A 21,225-nucleotide genomic window follows, 5' to 3' on the forward strand; every position below is an offset into this window, starting at 1 on the left:
CCGCTCCCCTTCGGGGGAGCGGCCCTTTCGCTATGGTCGGAGGGTGAGCACCCCGCGAATCTCCGTCGCCGAGGAAGCCGACATCGGCGAGATCTGGACCGTGCAGCGGGCCGCCTACCTGGACGAGGCCCAGGCCGTGGGCGACCCCTACATCGCCCCGCTCGCCGAGACCCGCGAGCAGGTCGGCGCCTACCTCGGTGCGGACCGCATCCTGCTCAAGGCGGTGCTCGGCGGCCGGATCGTGGGCAGCGCGCGCGGCCGCGGGACCGGCGCGGGCTTCCTCATCAACCGGCTGGCCGTCGTCCCCGACGTGCGCCGCCGGGGCATCGGCCGGGCGCTGCTGGCCGCGCTGGAGGAGCACGCCCTGCGGGCCCTGCCCGACCTGGAGTCCTTCGCCCTGGTCACCGGGCGCGGCGGCGCGGCCGACCTGCGGCTCTACCGCGCGCTCGGCTACACCGAGACCGGCCGCGAACGGCTCGCTGACCACATCACCACCGTGCACCTGCGCAAACCCGCTCCCGGGGGCGCGCCCGAGGCGCCGGTGGGCTAGGAGATAGGCTCGGCTGCATGCTGCGTGTAGGACTCACCGGGGGGATCGGCTCGGGCAAGAGCGAGGTGTCGCGCCGCCTCGCGGCGCACGGCGCCCTGATCATCGACGCCGACCAGCTGGCCCGCGAGGTCGTCGAGCCCGGGACCTCCGGCCTGGCGGAGATCGTCGCGGAGTTCGGCGAGGAGGTCCTCACCCCCGATGGGGAACTGGACCGGCCGCGGCTCGGTGAGATCGTGTTCGCCGACGCCGACAAGCTCGCCCGGCTCAACGCCATCGTGCACCCGCGTGTGGGGGAGCGCACCGAGGGTCTGATGGCCCGGGCGGCACCGGACGCCATCGTCGTCTACGACGTTCCGCTGCTGGTGGAGAACGGGCTGGGCGCGCTTTACGACCTCGTCGTGGTGGTCGACGCGCCCGAGGAGACCCGGATCGACCGCCTGATCGCCCACCGCGGCATGCCCGAGGACCAGGCCCGCGCCCGGATCAAGGCGCAGGCCACCCGCGAGGAGCGGCTCGGCGCGGCCGACATCGTCGTGGACAACGCCGGCACCGTCGCCGACCTCGACCGGGCCGTCGCCGACCTGTGGAAGCGGCTGCTGGACCGCGCCGCCGCGGACGCCTGACCCCGCTTCCCTCGACTCCCCGCTCCACCTGCCCGGCCCACGGGACCGGGCCCTGGGGGCCTCCGCCCCTCCCACCGCACAGCGTTGGCGGTTCTGTCACCTTCCGCCGATACCGTGGAAGGGTCCGGGGGTGCAACCGATGGGGAGTTGACGCGACGTGCGGCCGGTGACCGATATCCAGCGCAAGATGGCGCCCTTCGACGTGGTTTCGGAGATGTCGCCCGCGGGCGACCAACCCTCGGCGATCGCCGAGCTGTCCCGGCGGATCAACGCCGGGAACAACGACAGCGTGCTGCTGGGCGCCACCGGTACGGGTAAGACCGCCACGGTGGCGTGGCTGGTGGAGCAGGTCCAGCGGCCCACGCTGGTCATGCAGCCCAACAAGACGCTCGCCGCGCAGTTCGCCAACGAGCTGCGCGAGATGCTGCCCAACAACGCGGTCGAGTACTTCGTCTCCTACTACGACTACTACCAGCCCGAGGCCTACGTCCCGCAGACCGATACCTACATCGAGAAGGACTCGTCCATCAACGACGAGGTGGAGCGGCTGCGGCACTCGGCCACCAACTCGCTGCTCACCCGGCGCGACACCATCGTGGTCGCCTCGGTGTCGTGCATCTACGGCCTGGGCACGCCGCAGGAGTACGTCGACCGCATGGCGATGCTCAGCGTCGGCATGGAGGTCGACCGCGACGACCTGCTGCGCAAGCTCGTCGAGATGCAGTACACCCGCAACGACATGGCCTTCACCCGCGGGACGTTCCGGGTCCGCGGGGACACCATCGAGATCATCCCGGTCTACGAGGAGCTGGCCATCCGCATCGAGATGTTCGGTGACGAGGTCGAGCGCCTGCAGACCCTCCACCCGCTCACCGGTGAGGTGCTGGGCGAGGACGAGGAGATGTACATCTTCCCCGCCTCCCACTACGTGGCGGGCCCCGAGCGCACCGAGCGGGCCGTCCGCCAGATCGAGGCCGAGCTGGGCGAGCGCCTGAGCGAGCTGGAGGCCCAGGGCAAGCTGCTGGAGGCGCAGCGGCTGCGCATGCGCACCACCTACGACCTGGAGATGCTGCACCAGATCGGCACCTGCTCGGGCATCGAGAACTACTCGCGGCACTTCGACGGCCGCGAGCCGGGCAGCGCGCCCAACACCCTCCTCGACTACTTCCCCGAGGACTTCCTCCTCGTCGTCGACGAGTCGCACGTCACCGTCCCGCAGATCGGCGGCATGTACGAGGGCGACGCCTCCCGCAAGCGCACCCTGGTCGACCACGGCTTCCGGCTGCCCTCGGCGCTGGACAACCGGCCGCTGAAGTGGGAGGAGTTCCTGGAGCGGATCGGCCAGACGGTCTACCTGTCGGCCACCCCCGGGCCCTACGAGCTGCGGCAGAGCGGCGGCGACGTCGTCGAGCAGGTCATCCGGCCCACCGGGCTGGTCGACCCGGAGGTCGTCGTCAAGCCCACCGACGACCAGATCGACGACCTGGTCCACGAGATCCGGGTGCGCTCCGAGCGCGACGAGCGGGTCCTGGTCACCACGCTGACCAAGAAGATGGCCGAGGACCTCACCGACTACTTCGCCGAACTCGGTATCCGGGTGCGCTACCTGCACAGCGAGGTCGACACCCTGCGCCGCGTGGAGCTGCTGCGCGAGCTGCGCGTGGGCGAGTTCGACGTCCTGGTCGGCATCAACCTGCTGCGGGAGGGCCTGGACCTGCCCGAGGTGTCGCTGGTGGCGATCCTCGACGCCGACAAGCAGGGCTTCCTGCGCTCGGAGACGTCGCTGATCCAGACGATCGGGCGCGCGGCCCGCAACGTCGCCGGGCAGGTCTTCATGTACGCCGACACGGTCACCGAGGCCATGCGCAACGCCATCGACGAGACCAACCGGCGCCGGGCCAAGCAGCAGGCCTACAACGAGGAGAACGGCATCGACCCGCAGCCGCTGCGCAAGAAGATCGCCGACATCCTCGACTCGCTGGCCCGGGAGGACGTCGACACCGAGGAGCTGCTGGGCACCGGCTACCGCAAGGGCGAGAAGGGCAAGGCGCCGGTCCCGGCCCTGTCCTCGACGGCGGGCGAGGAACGCTCGGCCGACGTCGCCAAGATGCCGCGCGCCGAGCTCGCCGACCTGATCGACCAGCTGGGCGAGCAGATGCACCAGGCAGCGGCCGACCTGCAGTTCGAGCTGGCCGCGCGGTTGCGCGACGAGATCAAGGAGCTCAAGCGCGAGCTGCGCGGCATGGACGCCGCCGGAGTGAGCTGACCCGGCCCCTTTCCTCCCCGGGGGCCGAGCACGGTCGGCCCCCCGCGTGAGCCCCGGCGGCGACGTTGCGCGCTCATTGATTCGAATATATGTTCGAAGACAGCCGCGTCGCCTGTCCACCGCGATGAGAAGTAGGGAGTGGCCCGCCATGGCCCACACGTTCCAGGTCACCTTCGACGCCCACGAGCCCCGCAAGCTCGGCCGGTTCTGGGCGGATCTGCTGGGCTACCAGGAACAGCCGCCGCCCGCCGGCTTCGCGACCTGGGACGAGGCGCTCACCGCCTTCGGCGTGCCCGAGGACGAGCACGACAGCGCCTATGCCATCGTCGATCCAGCCGGTGTCGGGCCGCGGATCTTCCTGCAGCAGGTGCCCGAGGGCAAGAGCGCGAAGAACCGGGTCCACCTGGATGTGAACGTCGCCGCGCAGGTGCAGTACGACCAGCGCCGCGCCAAGGTCGCCGAGGTGGCCGAACGCGCCGTCGAGCTGGGGGCCACCCGCGTGCGGGAGGTCGACGAGCCCAAGGGCTACGCGATGGTCATGCTCGACCCGGAGGGCAACGAGTTCTGCCTGCAGTAGGGGTTCCCGGCCACGGGGAGCACGGAACCGACCCCGCTACTCTTGCATCCAACAGTCGCAACGGGCCCGGACCCGCCGGGGCGGGATGGCGGATGTGGAAGGAGAGCTCATGCGGATGCGGAGACCGGCCATGGTGGCGATCGCGGGCGTGATCGCCCTGACGGGAGCCGGCTGCGGCCTGTCGGTCAATGAGGACGGCGTGTCCTACTCCGACGAGGACGGGAGCGGGGTCAAGGTCGACCAGGACGGCGTCTCGGCCGAGAACTCCGACGGCGGGGTGTCCGTCGGCGAGGACGGTGTCGACGTCGAGGTCGGCGACACCGTGAACATCACCTCCACCGGCGAGACCACGGTGGACGACTGTGCGGGGCGCATGGTCAACGTCGCCTCCAGCGACGCCACGGTCGTGCTCAACGGCGCGTGCGGTGCGGTGAACGTCTCGGGCAGCGGCACCACGGTCCACCTGGCCGCGGCCGACTCCGTCACCCTCGCCGGGTCGGACCTCACCGTGTACCACTCCGGGGAGAAGCCCAACGTCGTCGATATCGGCAGCGGTAACGAAATCACCTCGGGCGGCGATGCCACCGGGTGACCGCGTGACGCCGTAGGGGCGCGGAGCAAGGGCTGGTGGCGGGATCGCCCGAGGAATCAGCTACCGTAGTCCTTTCCGGGGTTGCTCATGATGCAATTGCATGGCGACAAATCCGGAACGATTTCAGTAACTTTGTCGCAGCTCGACAGACGCGAGCCGCGGCAAGGCGGTACGGTCTCTGTGGTGACGACGCGACGTTGCGTGTTCGCCCGTCGGTTCTGGTCACGCCGCGCCACTGAGCCGTGACATGGGCAGGTAGTAGTACTGCGGCCGGGGAGTGTGAGATGAGCGGTTATGTCGCCCGGGTGCGGCATGACGACCTGTCAAGCCGCAGCGCCGAGTTCGATCTACTGGTGAGTTCGGCGGCGCAGCGATGGCACAAGGTCGACCCCCTTCTACCGGTTCCCGCCCATCCCCGCGCGAGCACCTACCCCCTGCTGACGGTCAGCGACGGCGCCGGGCGTCCCGTGGCCGCCGGGACCATGCGCTACTCCTGGTACCAGCCCGGCGAGCCGGGGCGCACCTGGGGCGTGCCGGACCAGCACTGGCTCACCCCGATCGTCGGCGGCCCCGATCCCGGGGCCGCCCTCGACTCGCTGCTCACCCACTGGCGCGACCAGCTGGAAGCGCTGCCCACCGGTACGGGGTCGGAGTCCGCGGCGGTCCTCACGTGGCCCTCCCGGGATGTCTGCGGCGTCCTCCCGCTGCAGCGCCACGGCCTGCAGCCCTACGGCGTCCTCGCGGTGCGCGGCTTCCGCCGGGGCGTTCCCCCGTCGCTGCCGCCGCGCGACGTCACCATCCGGCTGGCCGGGTCCGGCGACGTCGCGCAGGTCGTCGGACTGCTCATGGAGGAGCACCGCTATGAGGAGGCCTTCGGCGGGGTGTTCATCCAGGCCGAGACCGCCGAACAGACCCGGCGCGTGGTCGCGCGGGCGCTGAGCCGCTCGCCCTCGTGGATCTGGCTGGCCGAGCGCGGCGGCCGTCCGGTCGGGCTGGTGTGGGCGTCCCCGCCCGAGCGCGCCCACTGGGCGGCGCCGCTGGTCAGCGCGTCCCCCACCGCCCACATCGGCTACGGGGTCGTGGCCGAGGAAGAGCGCGGCCAGGGCATCGGCACGGCCCTGGTCAGCCAGGTGCACCAGGCGCTCGACAGCTACGGGATCGCGGTCACCCTGCTCAACTATGCGATGATGAACCCGCTCTCCGGCCCGTTCTGGAACCGGATGGGCTACCGGCCGCTGTGGACCACGTGGGAGATCCGGCCGGCCCTCGCCCTGCGCTGACCAACGCGCGCCCCGATCTTCCGTTGATCTCGGGGATATCGCCCTAATACCAGCGAGTATTCGGTCGATATCCCAGAGATCAACGGTGTGAACCCCCGGAGGGCGGCGGCGAACCCCCGTTGACTAGGCTGGCGTGTGATGATCGGCACCATTCGCCGCGCACGGCGCGCGATGGCGGCCGCGGACGATGACGTCAGTGGGACCCGGGAGTGAGGTGATCGCGCCATGGTGGCCGGTCGGGTGGAGATCGTCGAGGTCGGGCCGCGGGACGGCCTGCAGAACGAGGACCGGGTCCTGTCCGTCGCGGAGAAGATCGAGCTGATCGACCGCGCGGTCGCCGCCGGGGTCCGCCGGATCGAGGCGGTGAGCTTCGTCAACCCCAAGCGGGTGCCGCAGATGGCCGGGGCCGAGGAGGTCATGGCCGGCATCGACCGCGGCGCCGGGGCGTCCTACATCGGGCTGGTGCTCAACCGCAGGGGCCTGGACCGCGCGCTGGCCGCCGGTGTCGACGAGGTCAACGTCGCGATTCCGGCCACCGACGAGTTCTGCCGCCGCAACCAGGGCTGCACGGTGGAGGAGATGCTGGCGGCCTACGACGACATCGCCAAGGCCGCGGCCGCCGCCGGGATGCCGGTGAGCGTCACCGTCTCCACGGCCTTCGGCTGCCCGTTTGAGGGCGAGACCCCGCCGGAGCGCGTGGTGGAGATCGCCCGCCGGGCGGCGGCGTCCGGGGCGGTGGAGATCGCCCTCGCCGACACCATCGGCGTCGGCGTCCCCCGGCAGGTCGCCGACCTGGTGCGGCGCGTGCGCGAGGTCGCCGACGGCGCCCGGCTGCGCTGCCACTTCCACAACACCCGCAACACCGGCTACGCCAACGCGCTGACGGCGTTCGAGAACGGCGTCACCGTGCTCGACTCCAGCGTGGGCGGGTTCGGCGGGTGCCCCTTCGCCCCGGCGGCCACCGGCAACATCGCCACCGAGGACCTGGTGTACATGCTGCACCGCAGCGGGGTGGAGACGGGCACCGGACCCACGGCGCTCGCCGATCTCGGCGCGTGGCTCGGAACCCGGTTGGACAAGGCGCCCCCGGCGCTCCTGGGCCGTGCCGGAGGGTTCCCGGCCTGATCGGGCGGTGCGGACGGTGGTGCGATACCGGCGCAGGTGCTCGGCACTGTTATCCTGGTGGCCCGTGGAGTCCGAGGTAGGGACCGGTCTGCGGTCCTGCCGGTGACGGACGCCGCACGGCGGCCCGAACACACTCGGGCGCGCCGTAGCCATTCGACCACGGGAGCATCACTTTGGCATCCGCCGCTAGCACCAAACACCTTTTCGTCACCGGCGGCGTCGCCTCCAGCCTCGGGAAGGGCCTGACCGCCTCCAGCCTGGGGCGGCTGTTGAAGGCGCGCGGGCTGCGCGTCACGATGCAGAAGCTCGACCCTTACCTCAATGTCGACCCGGGCACGATGAACCCCTTCCAGCACGGAGAGGTGTTCGTCACCGACGACGGGGCAGAGACCGACCTCGACATCGGCCACTACGAGCGGTTCCTCGACACCGAGCTGTCGGCGTCGGCGAACGTGACGACCGGCCAGATCTACTCCAGCGTGATCGCCAAGGAGCGCCAGGGCGCCTACCTGGGCGACACCGTGCAGGTCATCCCGCACATCACCAACGAGATCAAGGCCAGCATCTACGCGATGGAGTCGGCCGACGTCGATGTCGTCATCACCGAGATCGGCGGAACCGTCGGTGACATCGAGTCCCAGCCGTTCCTGGAGGCCGTGCGCCAGATCCGGCACGAGATCGGCCGGGACAACAGCTTCTTCCTGCACGTTTCGCTGGTGCCCTACCTCGCTCCCTCGGGCGAGCTCAAGACCAAGCCGACCCAGCACTCCGTCGCCGCGCTGCGCAGCATCGGTATCCAGCCCGACGCCATCGTGTGCCGTTCCGACCGCCCGATCCCGCACGCCATGAAGGGCAAGATCAGCCTCATGTGCGACGTGGAGGAGGGCGGCGTGGTCTCCACGCCCGACGCGCCGTCGATCTACGACATCCCCAAGGTGCTCCACGGCGAGGGGCTGGACGCCTACGTCGTGCGCCGCCTGGGCCTGGCCTTCCGCGACGTCGACTGGACCGAGTGGGACGACCTGCTGGGCCGCGTCCACAACCCGGACCACGAGGTCACGATCGGCCTGGTGGGCAAGTACATCGACCTGCCCGACGCCTACCTGTCGGTGACCGAGGCGCTGCGCGCCGGCGGGTTCTCCGAGCGGACCCGGGTGAACATCCGCTGGGTGCCCAGCGACGAGTGCGCCACCGAGGAGGGTGCCGAGCGTCGGCTCGGGGACGTCGACGGTGTGCTGATCCCCGGCGGCTTCGGCGTGCGCGGCATCGAGGGCAAGCTCGGGGCGCTCAAGTTCGCCCGGGAGCGCAAGATCCCGACGCTGGGCATCTGCCTGGGCCTGCAGTGCGTGGTCATCGAGTACGCGCGCAACGTCGCCGGGCTGGCCGGTGCCAACAGCCTGGAGTTCGACGACAAGTCCGCCGAGCCGGTCATCGCGACCATGGCCGACCAGGCCGACGTCGTTGCCGGTGAGCGCGACATGGGCGGCACCATGCGGCTCGGCCTCTACCCGGCCGAGCTCGCCGAGGGCTCCCTGGCGCGCGGGCTCTACGGCCAGGCGCGGGTCTCCGAGCGGCACCGCCACCGCTTCGAGGTGAACAACGCCTACCGCCCGCAGCTGGAGAAGGCGGGGATGGTCTTCTCGGGTCTGTCGCCGGACGGCAAGCTCGTGGAGTACGTCGAGCTGGCGCGCGACGAGCACCCGTTCTACATCGCCACGCAGGCCCACCCCGAGCTGCGCTCCCGCCCGACCCGGGCGCACGTGCTGTTCTCCGGGCTGGTCTCGGCCGCCTTGGAGCGGCAGGGCACGGCCGGGAAGTCGAGCGCATGAGCGCGTCGGCGCGTGACGACGCGGCGAGATCGGTGAAGATCGAAGACCAGCCGGAGCACTGGACGGTCGAGAAGAGCACCGAGCCGTTCCGCGGCGCCAAGACGGCGATGCGGGTGGACTGGCTGACCATGCAGGGCAGCGACGGCCCGGAGCTGGTGCGGCGCGAGCACATGGTGCACCTGGGCGCCGTGGCCGCGCTGGCGGTGGACGAGGACGACCGCGTGCTCCTGCTGAGCCAGTACCGGCACGCCGTGGGGCACCGGCTGTGGGAGCTCCCGGCGGGGCTGCGCGACGAGGAGGGCGAGCCGGCGGTCCGCACCGCCCAGCGCGAGCTGCTGGAGGAGGCCGGGTACCGCGCGGAGCACTGGTACGAGCTGGCCGACTTCTTCCCCTCGGCGGGCTTCTCGACCGAGCGCATCAAGGTCTTCCTCGCCCGCGGCCTCACCGAGGTGCCGCACGACGAGATCGACTTCGAGCGCATCCACGAGGAGGCCGACATGGTCCCGGCCTGGGTCCCGCTCGACGAGGCGGTCACGGCCGTCCAGGAGGGCCGGCTGCACAACGGGGCCACCGTCGTCGGCATCCTCGCCGCCTCCATCGCGGCGCGCGACGGCTTCGCCGGTCTGCGTCCGGCGGACTGACCAGGGGCCGCCCGCCCACGCTTGCACCGCCGCCCGGGACACCGTCCCGGGCGGCGGTTCTTCGTCTCGTCCCCCCTTCCCGTCGCTCCGCCCCTGACCTGCCGGGAATCTTGGGAATTCGGCGGTGATCACCTGGATCGTCCGGAGATAGGCGGGAGATCCCGCCGTGTCGAGCCTCCGCGACGCGCTGCCGTGTGGCATCATCGCGCTCGGAAACGGCCGCGAGGTCAGGTGATGGCGACGACAGCCGAACGCGCGACACCCCTTCCCCGTGAAGGTGGCGTCCCGTCGCCGTGCGCGGGTGTCGGCGGGTGCGGTCCGCACCGGCGAACGCTCCGCCGCGTTCCGGCGACGCGCCCCTCGTGCCATCCGGCGGAGAGCGGTCCACCCCGCACGACAACTACTGACAGTAACAAATACGTCACTTCGTGAAGGATCAGGGATGCGATGGTAGCCGACGACGCGGCCCCCCTCCTGGTGTCGGCGGTGCGCGGGTACCTCGATCACCTCACCGTGGAGCGCGGCCTGGCCGCCAACACCCTCACGTCCTACCGCCGCGACCTCCGCCGCTACCTGGAGTTTCTGGTCGCCCGCGGACGCACCTCGCTCGGCGAGGTCGGCGAGGGCGACGTCACCGACTTCCTCCGGGGGCTGCGCGAGGGCGACGACACCCACCCCCCGCTCGGGCTCAACTCCGCCGGACGCGCCGTCGTGGCCGTGCGCGGCCTCCACCGCTTCGCCCGGAAGGAGGGCATCACCACCGGCGACCCGGCCAGCGAGGTCCGGCCGCCCTCGCCGCCGCGCCGCCTGCCCAAGGCGATGTCACTGGACGCCGTGGAGTCGCTGCTCGACGCCGTCGGCGCGGCCGACGACCCCCGTGCGCTGCGCGACCGGGCCCTGCTGGAGCTGCTGTACGGAACGGGAGCGCGGATCTCCGAGGCGATCGGCCTGGACGTCGACGACGTCGGCCGCCTCGGCGGGGCGGAGACCGCCGACACTGTTGGCGACGCCCCCGACGCCGACGTCACGGTCGTGCGGTTCCGCGGCAAGGGCGGCAAGGAGCGGCTGGTGCCGATCGGCAGGTTCGCCCGCGCGGCCATCGACGCCTACCTCGTCCGCGCCCGGCCCATCCTCGCCGCCTCCGGCCGCGGTGCCCCCGCCCTCTTCCTCAACGCCCGCGGCGGACGCCTGACCCGACAGGGCGCCTGGGCCGTCCTGCGCGCCGCCGCCGAGCGGGCCGGCCTGAGCGAGGTCTCCCCGCACACCCTGCGGCACTCGTTCGCCACCCACCTCCTCGACGGCGGCGCTGACGTGCGCGTCGTCCAGGAGCTCCTCGGCCACGCGTCGGTCACCACCACGCAGGTCTACACCCTGGTCACCGTGGACCGGCTCCGCGAGGTCTACGCCGCCAGCCACCCCCGCGCCAACGCCGCGCGGTGAACGCGACCCCCGGTCACGCATCGGTGACACCGTTGAGTGTCGCGTTGAATGATCCTGTGCCGAGGTTTTAGAGTCGCGGGCACGACGGTTCGATGCTGTCGACATATTGAGTTTTTCCGACGGCCGGTCAACCGGTACGGATGAAACGTCCGGCCACGGCCGGTTCGTAGGGAGGTCAAGGGTTGTGAGCTGGTCGGAGCACGACGGTGCGGAGGTGGAGGGCGATGTCCCCACCGACGAGAACAGTCCGGAGAGATCGGCGATCAACCCGTGGGGGGAAACGCACAGCACGGGGGCGGCTCTGCAATCGAACAGACCGAAAGTGTGGTTTCCCGAGCCAGAGCCGTTGGACGACCACGGCCCGGCCCGGATCATCGCACTGTGCAACCAAAAGGGTGGCGTCGGTAAGACGACGACCACGATCAATCTCGGCGCCGCCATCGCGGAGTTCGGGCGGCGGGTGCTGCTCGTCGACTTCGACCCGCAGGGGGCGCTCTCGGTCGGGCTGGGCCGACTCGATCCGCGCGAGCTCGACCTGACCGTCTACAACCTGCTCATGCAGCGCGACGTCACCGTGTCGGACGTGCTGCTGAAGACCGACATCGACGGCCTCGACCTCATCCCGAGCAACATCGACCTGTCGGCCGCCGAGGTGCAGCTCGTCGGCGAGGTGGCCCGGGAGCAGATGCTGGGCCGGGCGCTGCGGCCGGTGATGGACGACTACGACGTCATCCTCATCGACTGCCAGCCGTCGCTGGGCCTGCTCACCGTCAACGCGCTCACCGCCGCCGACGGTGTCATCGTGCCGCTGGAGTGCGAGTTCTTCGCGCTGCGCGGCGTGGCCCTGCTGATGGACACGATCCAGAAGGTCCAGGAGCGGCTCAACGAGCGCCTGGTCATCGAGGGCTTCCTCGGCACCATGTACGACCCGCGCACGCTGCACGCGCGCGAGGTGCTGTCGACCATCATCGACGGCTTCGGCGACAAGGTGTACGGGACCGTCATCAACCGCACGGTGCGGTTCCCCGACGCCACGGTGGCGGGGGAGCCGATCACGCGGTTCGACTCCTCGTCGGCCGGGGCCAACGCCTATCGGGAACTCGCCAAGGAGGTGCTGGCTAGGTGGCAACACAGCGGTCACGGCGCGTGACCCTGCCCGGCGCGGACGAACTGTTCTTCCGTCCGTCCGAAACCGCCGCACCCGAGCCCGCACCTCCTGCACCGACAACCCCGCCCACGGAGCCGCCCGACGCCCGCGCCGAGGCGGATCCGGCGCCCGAAGCGCCCGCGCCGGCCGCGGAGCCGGACGCGCCGCGCCCGCGCGCCCGCAAGCCGCGGCCCAAGCGCGCGCCGCAGCCCAGCGGGCGCCAGCGCCACGACGAGAAGATCACGGTGTACATTTCCGCACCCGAGCTCCTCGCCCTGGAGCAGACCCGGCTGACCCTGCGCGCCGAACACGGTCTGACGGCCGACCGGGGGCGGATCGTCCGGGAGGCCGTGGCGGTGCTGCTCGCCGACTTCGAGGAGCACGGGGAGTCCAGCATGCTGGTGCAGCGGCTGCTGGCGGACGCTGACACAGACACAGAGTGAACGCACGCGGCACCGGTGCGGCCCGCCGCTGGAAACGACCGGTGCCGGGGCGGCGAGGTGACCGGGCACGCGCGGATCGGTGACACCCTAGGTGGATGAGCACAACCAACCCGACCCTGGCGGCATGAGCACCGCGGAAGGGGCCTCGGGCGAGCAGGTGGCGACCGAGGAGGCCGACGAGTCCGGCTTCCAGGTGCGCCTGGACAACTTCGAGGGCCCCTTCGACCTGCTGCTGGGGCTGATCTCCAAGCACAAGCTGGACATCACCGAAGTCTCGCTGTCGAAGGTCACCGACGAGTTCCTCGCCCACATCTCGGCGCTCGGCGAGTTCTGGGACCTCGACCAGGCGAGCAACTTCCTCCTGGTGGCGGCGACGCTGCTCGACCTGAAGGCGGCGCGGCTGCTGCCGCGCGGCGAAGTCGAGGACGAGGCCGACCTCGCCCTGTTGGAGGCCCGCGACCTGCTGTTCGCCCGGCTGCTGCAGTACCGCGCCTACAAGGAGGTCGCGGCCCTGTTCTCCGGGCGCATCAGCGCGCAGGGCCGGTGCTTCGCGCGTGCGGTGCCGCTGGAGCGGCGCTTCGCCGACGCGCGGCCCGACGTCTTTATCAAACTGGGCCCCCAGGAGTTCGCGGCGCTGGCGGCGCGCGTGTTCACGCCCAAGGAGCCGCCCAGCGTCCCCGTCGAGCACATCCACCAGACCAGGACCTCCGTGCGCGAGCAGGGCTCCCTGGTGGTGGAGGCGCTGCGGGAGCACGGCACCCTCACCTTCGGCGAGCTGACGGCCGACTGCACCGGTACCTTCGAGATCGTGGCCCGGTTCCTCGCCCTGCTGGAGCTGTACCGCGCCGAGAACGTCGAGTTCGACCAGCCCGAACCGCTCGACGAACTGACCGTGATGTGGACGGGCTCCGCCGAGGGCGAGGTGACCGTCGCCGACGAGTACGAACAGGCGAAGAAGGACCGCCAGAGCGCGGAGGACGAGGAGTCGGCGTGAGCGTGAGCGAGAACACCGCGGCGGTGCCCCCCGGCGATGCGGAGGAGGGTGATCCTGCCCACGCCCGGCTGCGGCGGGACCTCGAAGCGGTGCTGATGGTGGTCGACCAGCCGGTCGCCGCCTACGACATCGCGCGCGCCTTCGACCGGCCGGTGCGCGAGATCGAGGCGGCGCTCACCGAGCTCTCCGAGGAATACACCGTCCAGGGCCGGGGTTTCGACCTACGCCAGGTCGCCGAAGGGTGGCGCGTCTACACCCGCCCCGAGTGCGCCGACATCGTCGAGCACTTCCTCAAGGAGGGCCAGGAGGTGCGGCTCACGCAGGCCGCGCTGGAGACGTTGGCGGTCGTCGCGTACCGCCAGCCCGTGTCGCGGGGGCGGGTCTCGGCCGTCCGCGGTGTGAACTGCGACGGGGTTATGCGTACCCTCGTACTGAGAGGCTTGGTCGAAGAGGCCGGGCACGACCCCGAATCGGGTGCGCTGCTGTACCGGACCACGAGCTACTTCCTGGAGCGCCTCGGCCTGCGCAGCCTCGACGAACTTCCCGATCTGGCACCTTTCCTGCCTGACGACATCGAAGGTTTAGACGACACCGGTGAACACACCTCGTAATAACTCACGGTCCCGCGGTGCGCGGGACAACGCCCCGCGCGGTGAGCGCGGCGACTCCTACCAGCCGCGCGGTGAGCGCGGCGGCTCCTACCGCTCCGGCCAGCGCCGGGACGGCCAACACAACGACCGGCGTCAGGGCGGACGCAGCGGCGGCGAGCGCGGCTCGTTCCGCCGCGACGACCGGGGTTCCCACCGTTCGGAGGGCCGCGACGATCGGCGCGGCCCCGCCGGAAACCGGCGCGGGGACCGCGACTCCTCCCGTTCCCCGGAGCGCGGCGAGCGCCGCGGCCCCGGCTCCTACCGGCGCGACGACCGCCCCGGCTCCCAGCGTGACGACCGGCGGCGTGATGAGCGTGGCTCGTTCCGCCGTGATGACCGGCGCGGCAAGGACTCCGTCCGCCGCGGCGAGGGCGGGCGCGACCGCGACGACCGCCGGGGCAGCTGGCGCGACGACCGCGACCCCGCCGGCTCGGGTGCCCGGTCCGACCGCCGCGCCTTCCAGCGTGACGACCGGCGGCGTGATGAGCGTGGCTCGTTCCGCCGTGATGACCGGCGCGGCAAGGACTCCGTCCGCCGCGGTGACGGCGGGCGCGACCGCGACGACCGCCGCTCCGACCGTCCCCGCACGGGTAGCGGGGGGCGCGGCTCCCAGGGAGACAACCGTGCGACCGGGCGCGGACCGGCCCCGCGCGGCAACCGCGCCGCCGCTGGCGGCAAGCCCAAGGCCGAGAACCAGCTCTCGGTCGCCGCGCGCATGCGGCTCGAAGCGCTGCGTTCTGAGTACGACCCGCGCGACGACGACCGCGCCGACGGTCCGCGCGACACCTACCAGGACGTCCCCGGCGGCATCCGGCTGCAGAAGGCACTGGCCCAGGCCGGTGTCGCCAGCCGCCGCGCCAGCGAGGAGATGATCGTGGCCGGGCGCGTCAGCGTCGACGGCCAGACCGTCCGGCGCTTCGGCGCCCGCGTGGACCCGGAGACCTCGGAGATCCGCGTCGACGGCATGCGCGTCGCCACCGCGCCCGACCTCCTCTACTTCGCGCTGAACAAGCCGCGCGGCGTCGTCAGCACGATGTGGGACCCCGAGGGGCGGCCCACGCTCGCCGACTACGCGGGGCAGACCGAGGAGCGGCTGTTCCACGTCGGCCGCCTCGACACCGAGACCGAGGGCCTGATCCTGCTCACCAACGACGGTGAACTCGCCAACCGGCTCACGCATCCGCGCTACAAGGTCATCAAGACCTACATCGCCAAGGTGCCGGGACCGGTGCCGCGCGAGGTCGTCAAGCAGGTGCGGGACGGCGTCGAGCTGGAGGACGGCCTCGTGAAGGTCGACTCCTTCCGCGTCGTGGACAACATGGAGCCCAAGGCCCTGGTCGAGGTCCAGCTGCACGAGGGGCGCAAGCACATCGTGCGTCGGCTGCTGGACGCCGTGGGCCACCCGGTCTCCGATCTCGCTCGGACCCAGGTCGGCCCGATCGACCTGAACACGCTCAAGCCCGGGACCATGCGCGCGCTGACGGCCAAGGAGGTCAGCGAGCTCTACACCGCAGCGGGCATGTAGTCTCCGCGATGGGGGATGCTTCCGGCGGTATTCCAGCAGCGGACAAGGGCGGGTGTGACGTGGCAGTACGAGCGATTCGCGGCGCGGTGCAGGTGGAGGCCGACGACCGTGATCTCATCCTGGAGGCGACCGCGGAGCTGGTCACCGAGACGATGCGACGCAACGAGCTGACCACCGACGACGTGATCAGTGTGGTCTTCACGGCCACACCCGACCTGACCTCGGAGTTTCCCGCGCTCGCCGCGCGTAAGCTCGGGTTCGCCGACGTACCGCTGATGTGCGCCACCGAGATCGACGTGCCCCACGCGCTGCCGCGCGTGGTCCGGCTGATGGCGCACGTCGAGACGGGCAAGCCGCGGGCCGACCTCCAGCACGTGTATCTGCGCGGGGCGCAGGCGCTGCGGCTGGACATCGCGCAGTAGCGGCGAAGAGCCACGACCGGCTGTACGGACGGGGTGGGACGCGCGGAGACGCGCGTCCCACCCCGTCGTGTATCCGGGGGAGGGCTCGCCGCGGCCCTCATCGAGGCCCGCGTCGGCCGGACTGCTCTAGGCTGAGAGCATCGCGGCTGAGCGAGTAGAGAAACGCATGTGACGACAGGGGAGAACCGGTGACCGGCATCGAGCGCGCCGTCGTGATGGGCACGGGGCTGATCGGCACGTCGATCGCGCTCGCCCTGCGTGAGCACGGCGTCGAGGTGCGCCTCACCGACCCCGACACCGCCTCGCTCCGACTCGCCTGCGACCTGGGCGCCGGTCGGCCGCTCGACACCGCATCGCCCGACCGCCCCGCCGACATCGCCATCATCGCGGCGCCGCCCGCGGCGGTCCCCGAGGTGGTGCGCGACGCGCAGCACCGGGGCCTGGCCCATGTCTACACCGACGCCGCCAGCGTGAAGGACGGCGTGATCGCCGAAGCCGTGCGGCGCGGATGCGACATGTCCACGTTCGTCCCCGGCCATCCGATGGGCGGCCGGGAGAAGCACGGCCCCAGCGCGGCCCGCGCCGACCTGTTCCTCGGCCGCTCCTGGGCGCTGTGCCCGACGGCCAAGGCCGACCCCGGCGCGATCGCCACGGCGACCGCGCTGGCCCGGATGTGCGGGGCCGAACCGGTGACGCTGTCGGCCGCCGCGCACGACCGTGCCGTGGCCCTCGTGTCGCACGCGCCGCACGTCGCCGCCGCCGCCGTCGCCGCACGGCTGCTCGGCGGCGACGACACCGCGCTGGCCCTGGCCGGCCAGGGGGTTCGCGACGTCACCCGCGTCGCGGGCGGTGACCCGGGGCTGTGGCTGGAGATCCTGCGCGACAACCCGGGACCGGTCGCCGAGCTGCTGGAGGAGATCGCTGACGACCTGCACGGGGCCGCCGCCGCGCTCCGCGGTACCGCGCCGGACCAGGCCACCGCCTCCGCCCGGGAGCGGGTGCGCGACCTGCTCGACCGGGGGCGGCGCGGCCACGACCGCATCCCCGGCAAGCACGGCGCGCAGCGCACCCCGCCTACACGGTCGTCCCCGTGGTGATCCCCGACGAGCCGGGGGCGCTGGGCGGCTCTTCGCCGCGGCCGGCGCCGCCCAGGTCAACATCGAGGACGTGCGCATCGACCACTCCCGGGCCTGCCGGTCGGTGTCGCCCAGCTCTCCGTGCTCCCCGAGGCCGCCGCCGAGCTCTCGCGCACCCTGGCGGAGGGCGGATGGTCGGTCCACGCCTGACGGCGTCCCCTCGGTGCGACGGGGGCGAGCACGGCTCATGCGCCGGTAGGCTGAAGCGTTGAAACGAAACCGCGTCATCCCCCGGAGGAGAGAGCCGAAGTGAGTGCGCAGGGCCACGCTGAGGGCATCGTCATCGCCATCGACGGTCCCTCGGGGTCGGGCAAATCCAGCACGGCCAAGGGCGTCGCCAGGGCACGTGAGCTTCGCTACCTCGACACGGGGGCGATGTACAGGGCGATGACCTGGTGGATGCTGCACCAGGGGATCGACGCGAACGACGCGGCGGCCGTCGCCGAGGCGTCATCGCGCCCGGTCATCACCATGGGCACCGATCCGGCGGCCCCCACCGTCGACGTGGACGGCACCGACGTCGCCGCGGCGATCCGGACCCAGGAGGTCACCACGAACGTCAGCGCGGTGAGCGCCGTGCCGGAGGTGCGCGAACGACTCGTCGCCCTGCAGCGCGAGACGATCGCGCGGGCCCGGCGCGAGGCCAGCGGCATCGTGGTCGAGGGCCGCGACATCACCACGGTCGTCGCGCCCGACGCGCCGGTCAAGATCTTTCTGACCGCGAGCGCCGAGGCGCGCGCGGACCGCCGCAGCAAGGAGGTCGAGACCGACGACGTCGCCGCGACCCAGGCCGACCTCGCCCGCCGCGACCAGCTCGACTCCAGCCGGGCGGCCTCGCCGCTGACCCAGACCGAGGACGCCCTGGAACTGGAGACCAGCAACCTGACCCTCGACGAGGTCATCGCGATCGTCGTCAAACTGGCCGACGAGGCCGTCGGAGCCGTGGAGGGCTCCACGGCGCGCTGACAGCGCCGAACCGCCGGTCAGGGCAAGGATCGGACACCGCATCCGGATGCGTCGCACGCCGACGCGGCGTGCGCGTGCGTCCCCTAAACGGCACACTGTTTTCCATCCCCACGGCACGCATCCTGGGCGCGTGGGGCATCGTTACCGGGAGTGAATAGGTTGACCGAGAACATGCATGCCGTATCCGGCATGCCCGAAGAGGGCGAGGCCGCCGCGGAGGCGGCCGTGAAACCGGTGGTGGCCGTCGTCGGACGCCCCAACGTCGGAAAGTCGTCCCTGGTGAACAGGATCATCGGCCGCCGCGAGGCAGTGGTGGAGGATGTTCCGGGCGTGACCCGCGACCGGGTGGCCTATGACGCCTCCTGGCAGGCCGCGGAGTTCACCCTCGTCGACACCGGCGGCTGGGAGACCAGCGTCAGCGGGCTGGCCGCGATGGTCGCCCGCCAGGCCGAGTACGCGGCGCAGACCGCCGACGTCATCCTGTTCGTCGTCGACGCGACGGTGGGCATCACCGACGCCGACGAGGCCGTGACCCGCGTCCTGCGCGCCACCAACCGACCGGTCGTGCTCGCGGCCAACAAGGTCGACGGTGAGCTGCAGGAGGCCGACGCCCTGGTGCTGTGGAACCTGGGCGTGGGCGAGCCGTTCCCGATCAGTGCCCTGCACGGGCGGGGGACCGGCGACCTGCTGGACGCCGTTGTCGCGTCCTTCCCCGAGGTGCCCCAGGCCGAGTCAGCCGACGAGGAGGGCGGCCCGCGGCGCATCGCGCTGGTGGGGCGGCCCAACGTCGGCAAGTCCAGCCTGCTCAACCGGCTCGCCGGCGAGGACCGGGTGGTCGTCGACGAGGTGGCCGGGACGACCCGCGACGCCGTGGACGAGCTCATCGAGCTGGGCGGCGAGACGTGGAAGTTCATCGACACCGCGGGAATCCGCCGACGGTTCCGGAACCTGCAGGGCGCCGACTACTACGCGACCGTGCGCACGTCGTCGGCGCTGGACCGGGCCGAGGTGGCCGTCGTGCTGATGGATGTCAGCGAGCCGCTGGCCGAGCAGGACATCCGGGTCGTCGAGCAGGTCGTCGAGTCGGGCCGGGCCCTGGTGCTGGCCTTCAACAAGTGGGACACGCTCGACGAGGAGCGGCGCTACTACCTGGAGAAGGAGATCGACCGCCAGCTGTCCCGGGTCTCCTGGGCGCCGCGCGTGAACATCTCGGCGAAGACCGGACGGCACGTGGAGAAGCTGGTCCCGGCGCTCGAGACCGGACTGGCCAGCTGGGACACCCGCATTCCGACGGGGCGGCTGAACAGCTGGCTCAAGGAACTGGTGGCCGCCACGCCTCCGCCGGTGCGCGGCGGCAAGCAGCCCAAGATCCTGTTCGCCACGCAGGCCAGCGCGCGTCCGCCGCACTTCGTCCTGTTCACCACGGGCTTCCTGGAGGACAACTACCGGCGCTTTGTCGAGCGTCGGCTGCGCGAGGACTTCGGCTTCGAGGGCAGCCCGGTCAAGCTGAGCATGCGCATCCGGGACAAGAAGGGCGGAGGCAGGGCGTCCAAGGGCAGCACCCGCCCCGACTGGAAGCGCTGACCCGCCGGCCTCTGACGTGACAAGGGCCCGCGTCGGGTCGGGACCACACGGTCTCGACCCGACGCGGGCCCTTCGCGTTCATCCGAAGAGACGGACGACGTGGGACGCGGGAGGAGCTGGGGAGTTCCTGGTCGTCACGCGGATCCGGCGTGCCCTCGCACCGCCGCCACGGCGAACACGCCCGTCGCGGCCAGACCGGTGGCGAGCATGACCACGATCATGCTGGTGAGCGTGGCCTCTCCGGTGCTCGTGAACCCGGCCGCGGCCGCGAGGGTGCCGCCGAGCGCGAACTGCAGCGTGCCCAGGAGCGCCGAGGTGCTTCCGGCGATCGTCGAGGGCTGGCTCGCGATGGCCAGCGTGGTCGCGTTCGGGGAGATGAGGCCGGTGCAGAACATCATCGCGAAGAGCACGGCGGTGACCGTCACCAGGTCCGCCCACCCGGTGATGTCGAGCGCGACGAGCAGCAGGACGGTGAGGGTGGCCCCGGCCAGCCCGGCGAACAGCCGCTGCGAGGTGCCCATACGGCCGATCAGGGCGGCGTTGACCTGGTTGCCGAGGATCATGCCCAGGGTCGTGATGCCGAAGATCAGGCTGAACTGCTGGGCGCTCGCCCCGAACTGGGCCTGGGAGACGAAGGAGAACGACGAGATATAGGTGAAGGTCATCGCGAAGCTGAGCGCCATGGTCAGGGCGGGGGCGATGAAGCGGGGGTCGCGGAGGAGGCGGCCGAAGGTGCGCAGCATGAGCATGGGGTCCTGGCGGCGCCGGTCCGCCCGCGGCAGGGTCTCGGGGAGCCCGAAGAACACGAGGGCGAACCCAACCACCCCGGCGACGCCGAGCGCGGCGAAGATGACCTGCCACGGGCCGAACAGCAGCATCCGGCCGCCGATGATCGGCCCGAGCATGGGGGCCAGCCCCACCAGCAGCACGAGCCGGGAGAAGAAGCGGGCGGCGGAGTCGCCGTCGAAGGCGTCGCGGACGACCGCCCGGGAGACCGCCATCCCGGCCGCGGCCGCCAGACCCTGCAGGAAGCGAATCGCGGTGAACATCTCGGCCGACGTGACGAACATGCACAGGATCGACGTGGCGGCGAACACGGCGGTGCCGATCAGCAGCGGGACGCGACGCCCGAACTGGTCGCTGAGCGGGCCGACCACCAGCTGGCCAAGCGCGAGGCCGACCATGACGGCGGTGAGGGTGAGCTGGACCTGGGCTTCGCTCGCTCCGAGGTCGTCGGCGATCTGGGGGAAGGCGGGGAGGTAGAGGTCGGTGGCCAGGGGGCTGGTGGCGGACAGGACTCCCAGGATGAAGACGAGGAGCACGACGGACCGGCGGGGGCGTGGGGGTGCCGGGCCCGTGGACACGGAGGAACGCCGCACCGGACGGCTGGTGCGCACGAGGGCATGGCTCACAGCGGACTCCAAAAAAGGGCACG

19 protein-coding genes and 1 pseudogene are annotated in these 21,225 nt (G+C 71.5%); 19 read left to right on the plus strand and 1 reads right to left on the minus strand.

Going from position 1 to position 21,225, the window contains the following annotated elements; genetic code table 11:
- Positions 1 to 43: 43 nt before the first annotated feature.
- The 19 genes and pseudogenes from CDO52_RS12590 to der all read left to right on the plus strand — a co-directional run bounded on the left by CDO52_RS12590 (position 44) and on the right by der (position 19,790).
- On the plus strand, positions 44 to 550 hold the full coding sequence (locus tag CDO52_RS12590) for a GNAT family N-acetyltransferase (protein WP_017616892.1): 507 nt from the start codon (positions 44 to 46) through the stop codon (positions 548 to 550).
- A gap of 17 nt (positions 551 to 567) precedes the next feature.
- On the plus strand, positions 568 to 1,173 hold the full coding sequence (gene coaE / locus CDO52_RS12595) for a dephospho-CoA kinase (RefSeq protein WP_017616891.1): 606 nt from the start codon (positions 568 to 570) through the stop codon (positions 1,171 to 1,173).
- 157 nt (positions 1,174 to 1,330) lie between these two features.
- A complete protein-coding gene (gene uvrB / locus CDO52_RS12600) occupies positions 1,331 to 3,439 on the plus strand; it encodes an excinuclease ABC subunit UvrB (protein ID WP_017616890.1) in 2,109 nt (702 codons plus the stop codon).
- Positions 3,440 to 3,587: 148 nt separating this feature from the next.
- Complete coding sequence (locus CDO52_RS12605) at positions 3,588 to 4,016, plus strand: VOC family protein (protein ID WP_017616889.1); 429 nt, start codon at positions 3,588 to 3,590, stop codon at positions 4,014 to 4,016.
- A 109-nt stretch (positions 4,017 to 4,125) separates the two neighbouring features.
- A complete protein-coding gene (locus tag CDO52_RS12610; RefSeq protein ID WP_017616888.1) occupies positions 4,126 to 4,608 on the plus strand; it encodes a DUF3060 domain-containing protein in 483 nt (160 codons plus the stop codon).
- A gap of 284 nt (positions 4,609 to 4,892) precedes the next feature.
- Entirely contained in the window at positions 4,893 to 5,888 is a 996-nt protein-coding gene (locus CDO52_RS12615; protein WP_017616887.1) for a GNAT family N-acetyltransferase, read from the plus strand.
- A 225-nt stretch (positions 5,889 to 6,113) separates the two neighbouring features.
- The gene (locus CDO52_RS12620) at positions 6,114 to 7,013 is read left to right on the plus strand and encodes a hydroxymethylglutaryl-CoA lyase (RefSeq protein ID WP_017616886.1); all 900 of its coding nucleotides are present in this window, start codon (positions 6,114 to 6,116) and stop codon (positions 7,011 to 7,013) included.
- Positions 7,014 to 7,186: 173 nt separating this feature from the next.
- On the plus strand, positions 7,187 to 8,842 hold the full coding sequence (locus CDO52_RS12625; RefSeq protein WP_017616885.1) for a CTP synthase: 1,656 nt from the start codon (positions 7,187 to 7,189) through the stop codon (positions 8,840 to 8,842).
- A complete protein-coding gene (locus CDO52_RS12630; protein ID WP_017616884.1) occupies positions 8,839 to 9,483 on the plus strand; it encodes an NUDIX domain-containing protein in 645 nt (214 codons plus the stop codon). The genes CDO52_RS12625 and CDO52_RS12630 overlap by 4 nt, the downstream gene beginning before the upstream one ends.
- Positions 9,484 to 9,930: 447 nt before the next feature.
- Positions 9,931 to 10,923 (plus strand): site-specific tyrosine recombinase XerD, encoded by a 993-nt coding sequence (locus CDO52_RS12635; RefSeq protein ID WP_017616883.1) that lies wholly within the window; start codon positions 9,931 to 9,933, stop codon positions 10,921 to 10,923.
- A gap of 184 nt (positions 10,924 to 11,107) precedes the next feature.
- Positions 11,108 to 12,073 (plus strand): ParA family protein, encoded by a 966-nt coding sequence (locus tag CDO52_RS12640; RefSeq protein WP_017616882.1) that lies wholly within the window; start codon positions 11,108 to 11,110, stop codon positions 12,071 to 12,073.
- Positions 12,046 to 12,513: a hypothetical protein gene (locus CDO52_RS12645; RefSeq protein ID WP_193373635.1), complete on the plus strand. Its 468-nt coding sequence runs from the start codon at positions 12,046 to 12,048 to the stop codon at positions 12,511 to 12,513. Before CDO52_RS12640 ends, CDO52_RS12645 begins: the two co-directional genes overlap by 28 nt.
- Before the next feature lie 124 nt (positions 12,514 to 12,637).
- Positions 12,638 to 13,507: a segregation and condensation protein A gene (locus CDO52_RS12650; protein ID WP_017616880.1), complete on the plus strand. Its 870-nt coding sequence runs from the start codon at positions 12,638 to 12,640 to the stop codon at positions 13,505 to 13,507.
- A gap of 23 nt (positions 13,508 to 13,530) precedes the next feature.
- Positions 13,531 to 14,118 carry an SMC-Scp complex subunit ScpB gene (gene scpB, locus CDO52_RS12655; RefSeq protein WP_026125437.1) on the plus strand — a complete coding sequence of 196 codons (588 nt, stop codon included), beginning with the start codon at positions 13,531 to 13,533 and terminating at the stop codon, positions 14,116 to 14,118.
- On the plus strand, positions 14,102 to 15,682 hold the full coding sequence (locus CDO52_RS12660; protein WP_094932402.1) for a pseudouridine synthase: 1,581 nt from the start codon (positions 14,102 to 14,104) through the stop codon (positions 15,680 to 15,682). The genes scpB and CDO52_RS12660 overlap by 17 nt, the downstream gene beginning before the upstream one ends.
- A 59-nt stretch (positions 15,683 to 15,741) precedes the next feature.
- Complete coding sequence (aroH, locus tag CDO52_RS12665; protein ID WP_026125435.1) at positions 15,742 to 16,104, plus strand: chorismate mutase; 363 nt, start codon at positions 15,742 to 15,744, stop codon at positions 16,102 to 16,104.
- A gap of 215 nt (positions 16,105 to 16,319) precedes the next feature.
- Positions 16,320 to 17,390 (plus strand): annotated as a pseudogene (locus CDO52_RS12670) (prephenate dehydrogenase).
- A 99-nt stretch (positions 17,391 to 17,489) separates the two neighbouring features.
- Entirely contained in the window at positions 17,490 to 18,206 is a 717-nt protein-coding gene (gene cmk, locus CDO52_RS12675; protein WP_017616875.1) for a (d)CMP kinase, read from the plus strand.
- Between the two features lie 171 nt (positions 18,207 to 18,377).
- Positions 18,378 to 19,790: a ribosome biogenesis GTPase Der gene (gene der, locus CDO52_RS12680; RefSeq protein ID WP_051060634.1), complete on the plus strand. Its 1,413-nt coding sequence runs from the start codon at positions 18,378 to 18,380 to the stop codon at positions 19,788 to 19,790.
- Positions 19,791 to 19,924: 134 nt separating this feature from the next.
- On the opposite strand, the gene CDO52_RS12685 is transcribed toward der, so the two are convergent.
- Positions 19,925 to 21,202 (minus strand): multidrug effflux MFS transporter, encoded by a 1,278-nt coding sequence (locus CDO52_RS12685; RefSeq protein ID WP_017616873.1) that lies wholly within the window; start codon positions 21,200 to 21,202, stop codon positions 19,925 to 19,927.
- Between the last annotated feature and the right edge of the window lie 23 nt (positions 21,203 to 21,225).

The sequence above is a fragment of the Nocardiopsis gilva YIM 90087 genome (assembly GCF_002263495.1).
Classification (GTDB): Bacteria; Actinomycetota; Actinomycetes; order Streptosporangiales; family Streptosporangiaceae; genus Nocardiopsis_C; species Nocardiopsis_C gilva.

Excerpts from the sequence above, each read along its gene's own strand:
- coaE (WP_017616891.1), top strand. The coding sequence starts at position 568 with ATGCTGCGTGTAGGACTCACCGGGGGGATCGGCTCGGGCAAGAGCGAG.
- CDO52_RS12605 (WP_017616889.1), top strand. The coding sequence starts at position 3,588 with ATGGCCCACACGTTCCAGGTCACCTTCGACGCCCACGAGCCCCGCAAG.
- CDO52_RS12610 (WP_017616888.1), top strand. The coding sequence starts at position 4,126 with ATGCGGATGCGGAGACCGGCCATGGTGGCGATCGCGGGCGTGATCGCC.
- CDO52_RS12615 (WP_017616887.1), top strand. The coding sequence starts at position 4,893 with ATGAGCGGTTATGTCGCCCGGGTGCGGCATGACGACCTGTCAAGCCGC.
- CDO52_RS12620 (WP_017616886.1), top strand. The coding sequence starts at position 6,114 with ATGGTGGCCGGTCGGGTGGAGATCGTCGAGGTCGGGCCGCGGGACGGC.
- CDO52_RS12630 (WP_017616884.1), top strand. The coding sequence starts at position 8,839 with ATGAGCGCGTCGGCGCGTGACGACGCGGCGAGATCGGTGAAGATCGAA.
- CDO52_RS12635 (WP_017616883.1), top strand. The coding sequence starts at position 9,931 with ATGGTAGCCGACGACGCGGCCCCCCTCCTGGTGTCGGCGGTGCGCGGG.
- CDO52_RS12650 (WP_017616880.1), top strand. The coding sequence starts at position 12,638 with ATGAGCACCGCGGAAGGGGCCTCGGGCGAGCAGGTGGCGACCGAGGAG.
- der (WP_051060634.1), top strand. The coding sequence starts at position 18,378 with ATGCATGCCGTATCCGGCATGCCCGAAGAGGGCGAGGCCGCCGCGGAG.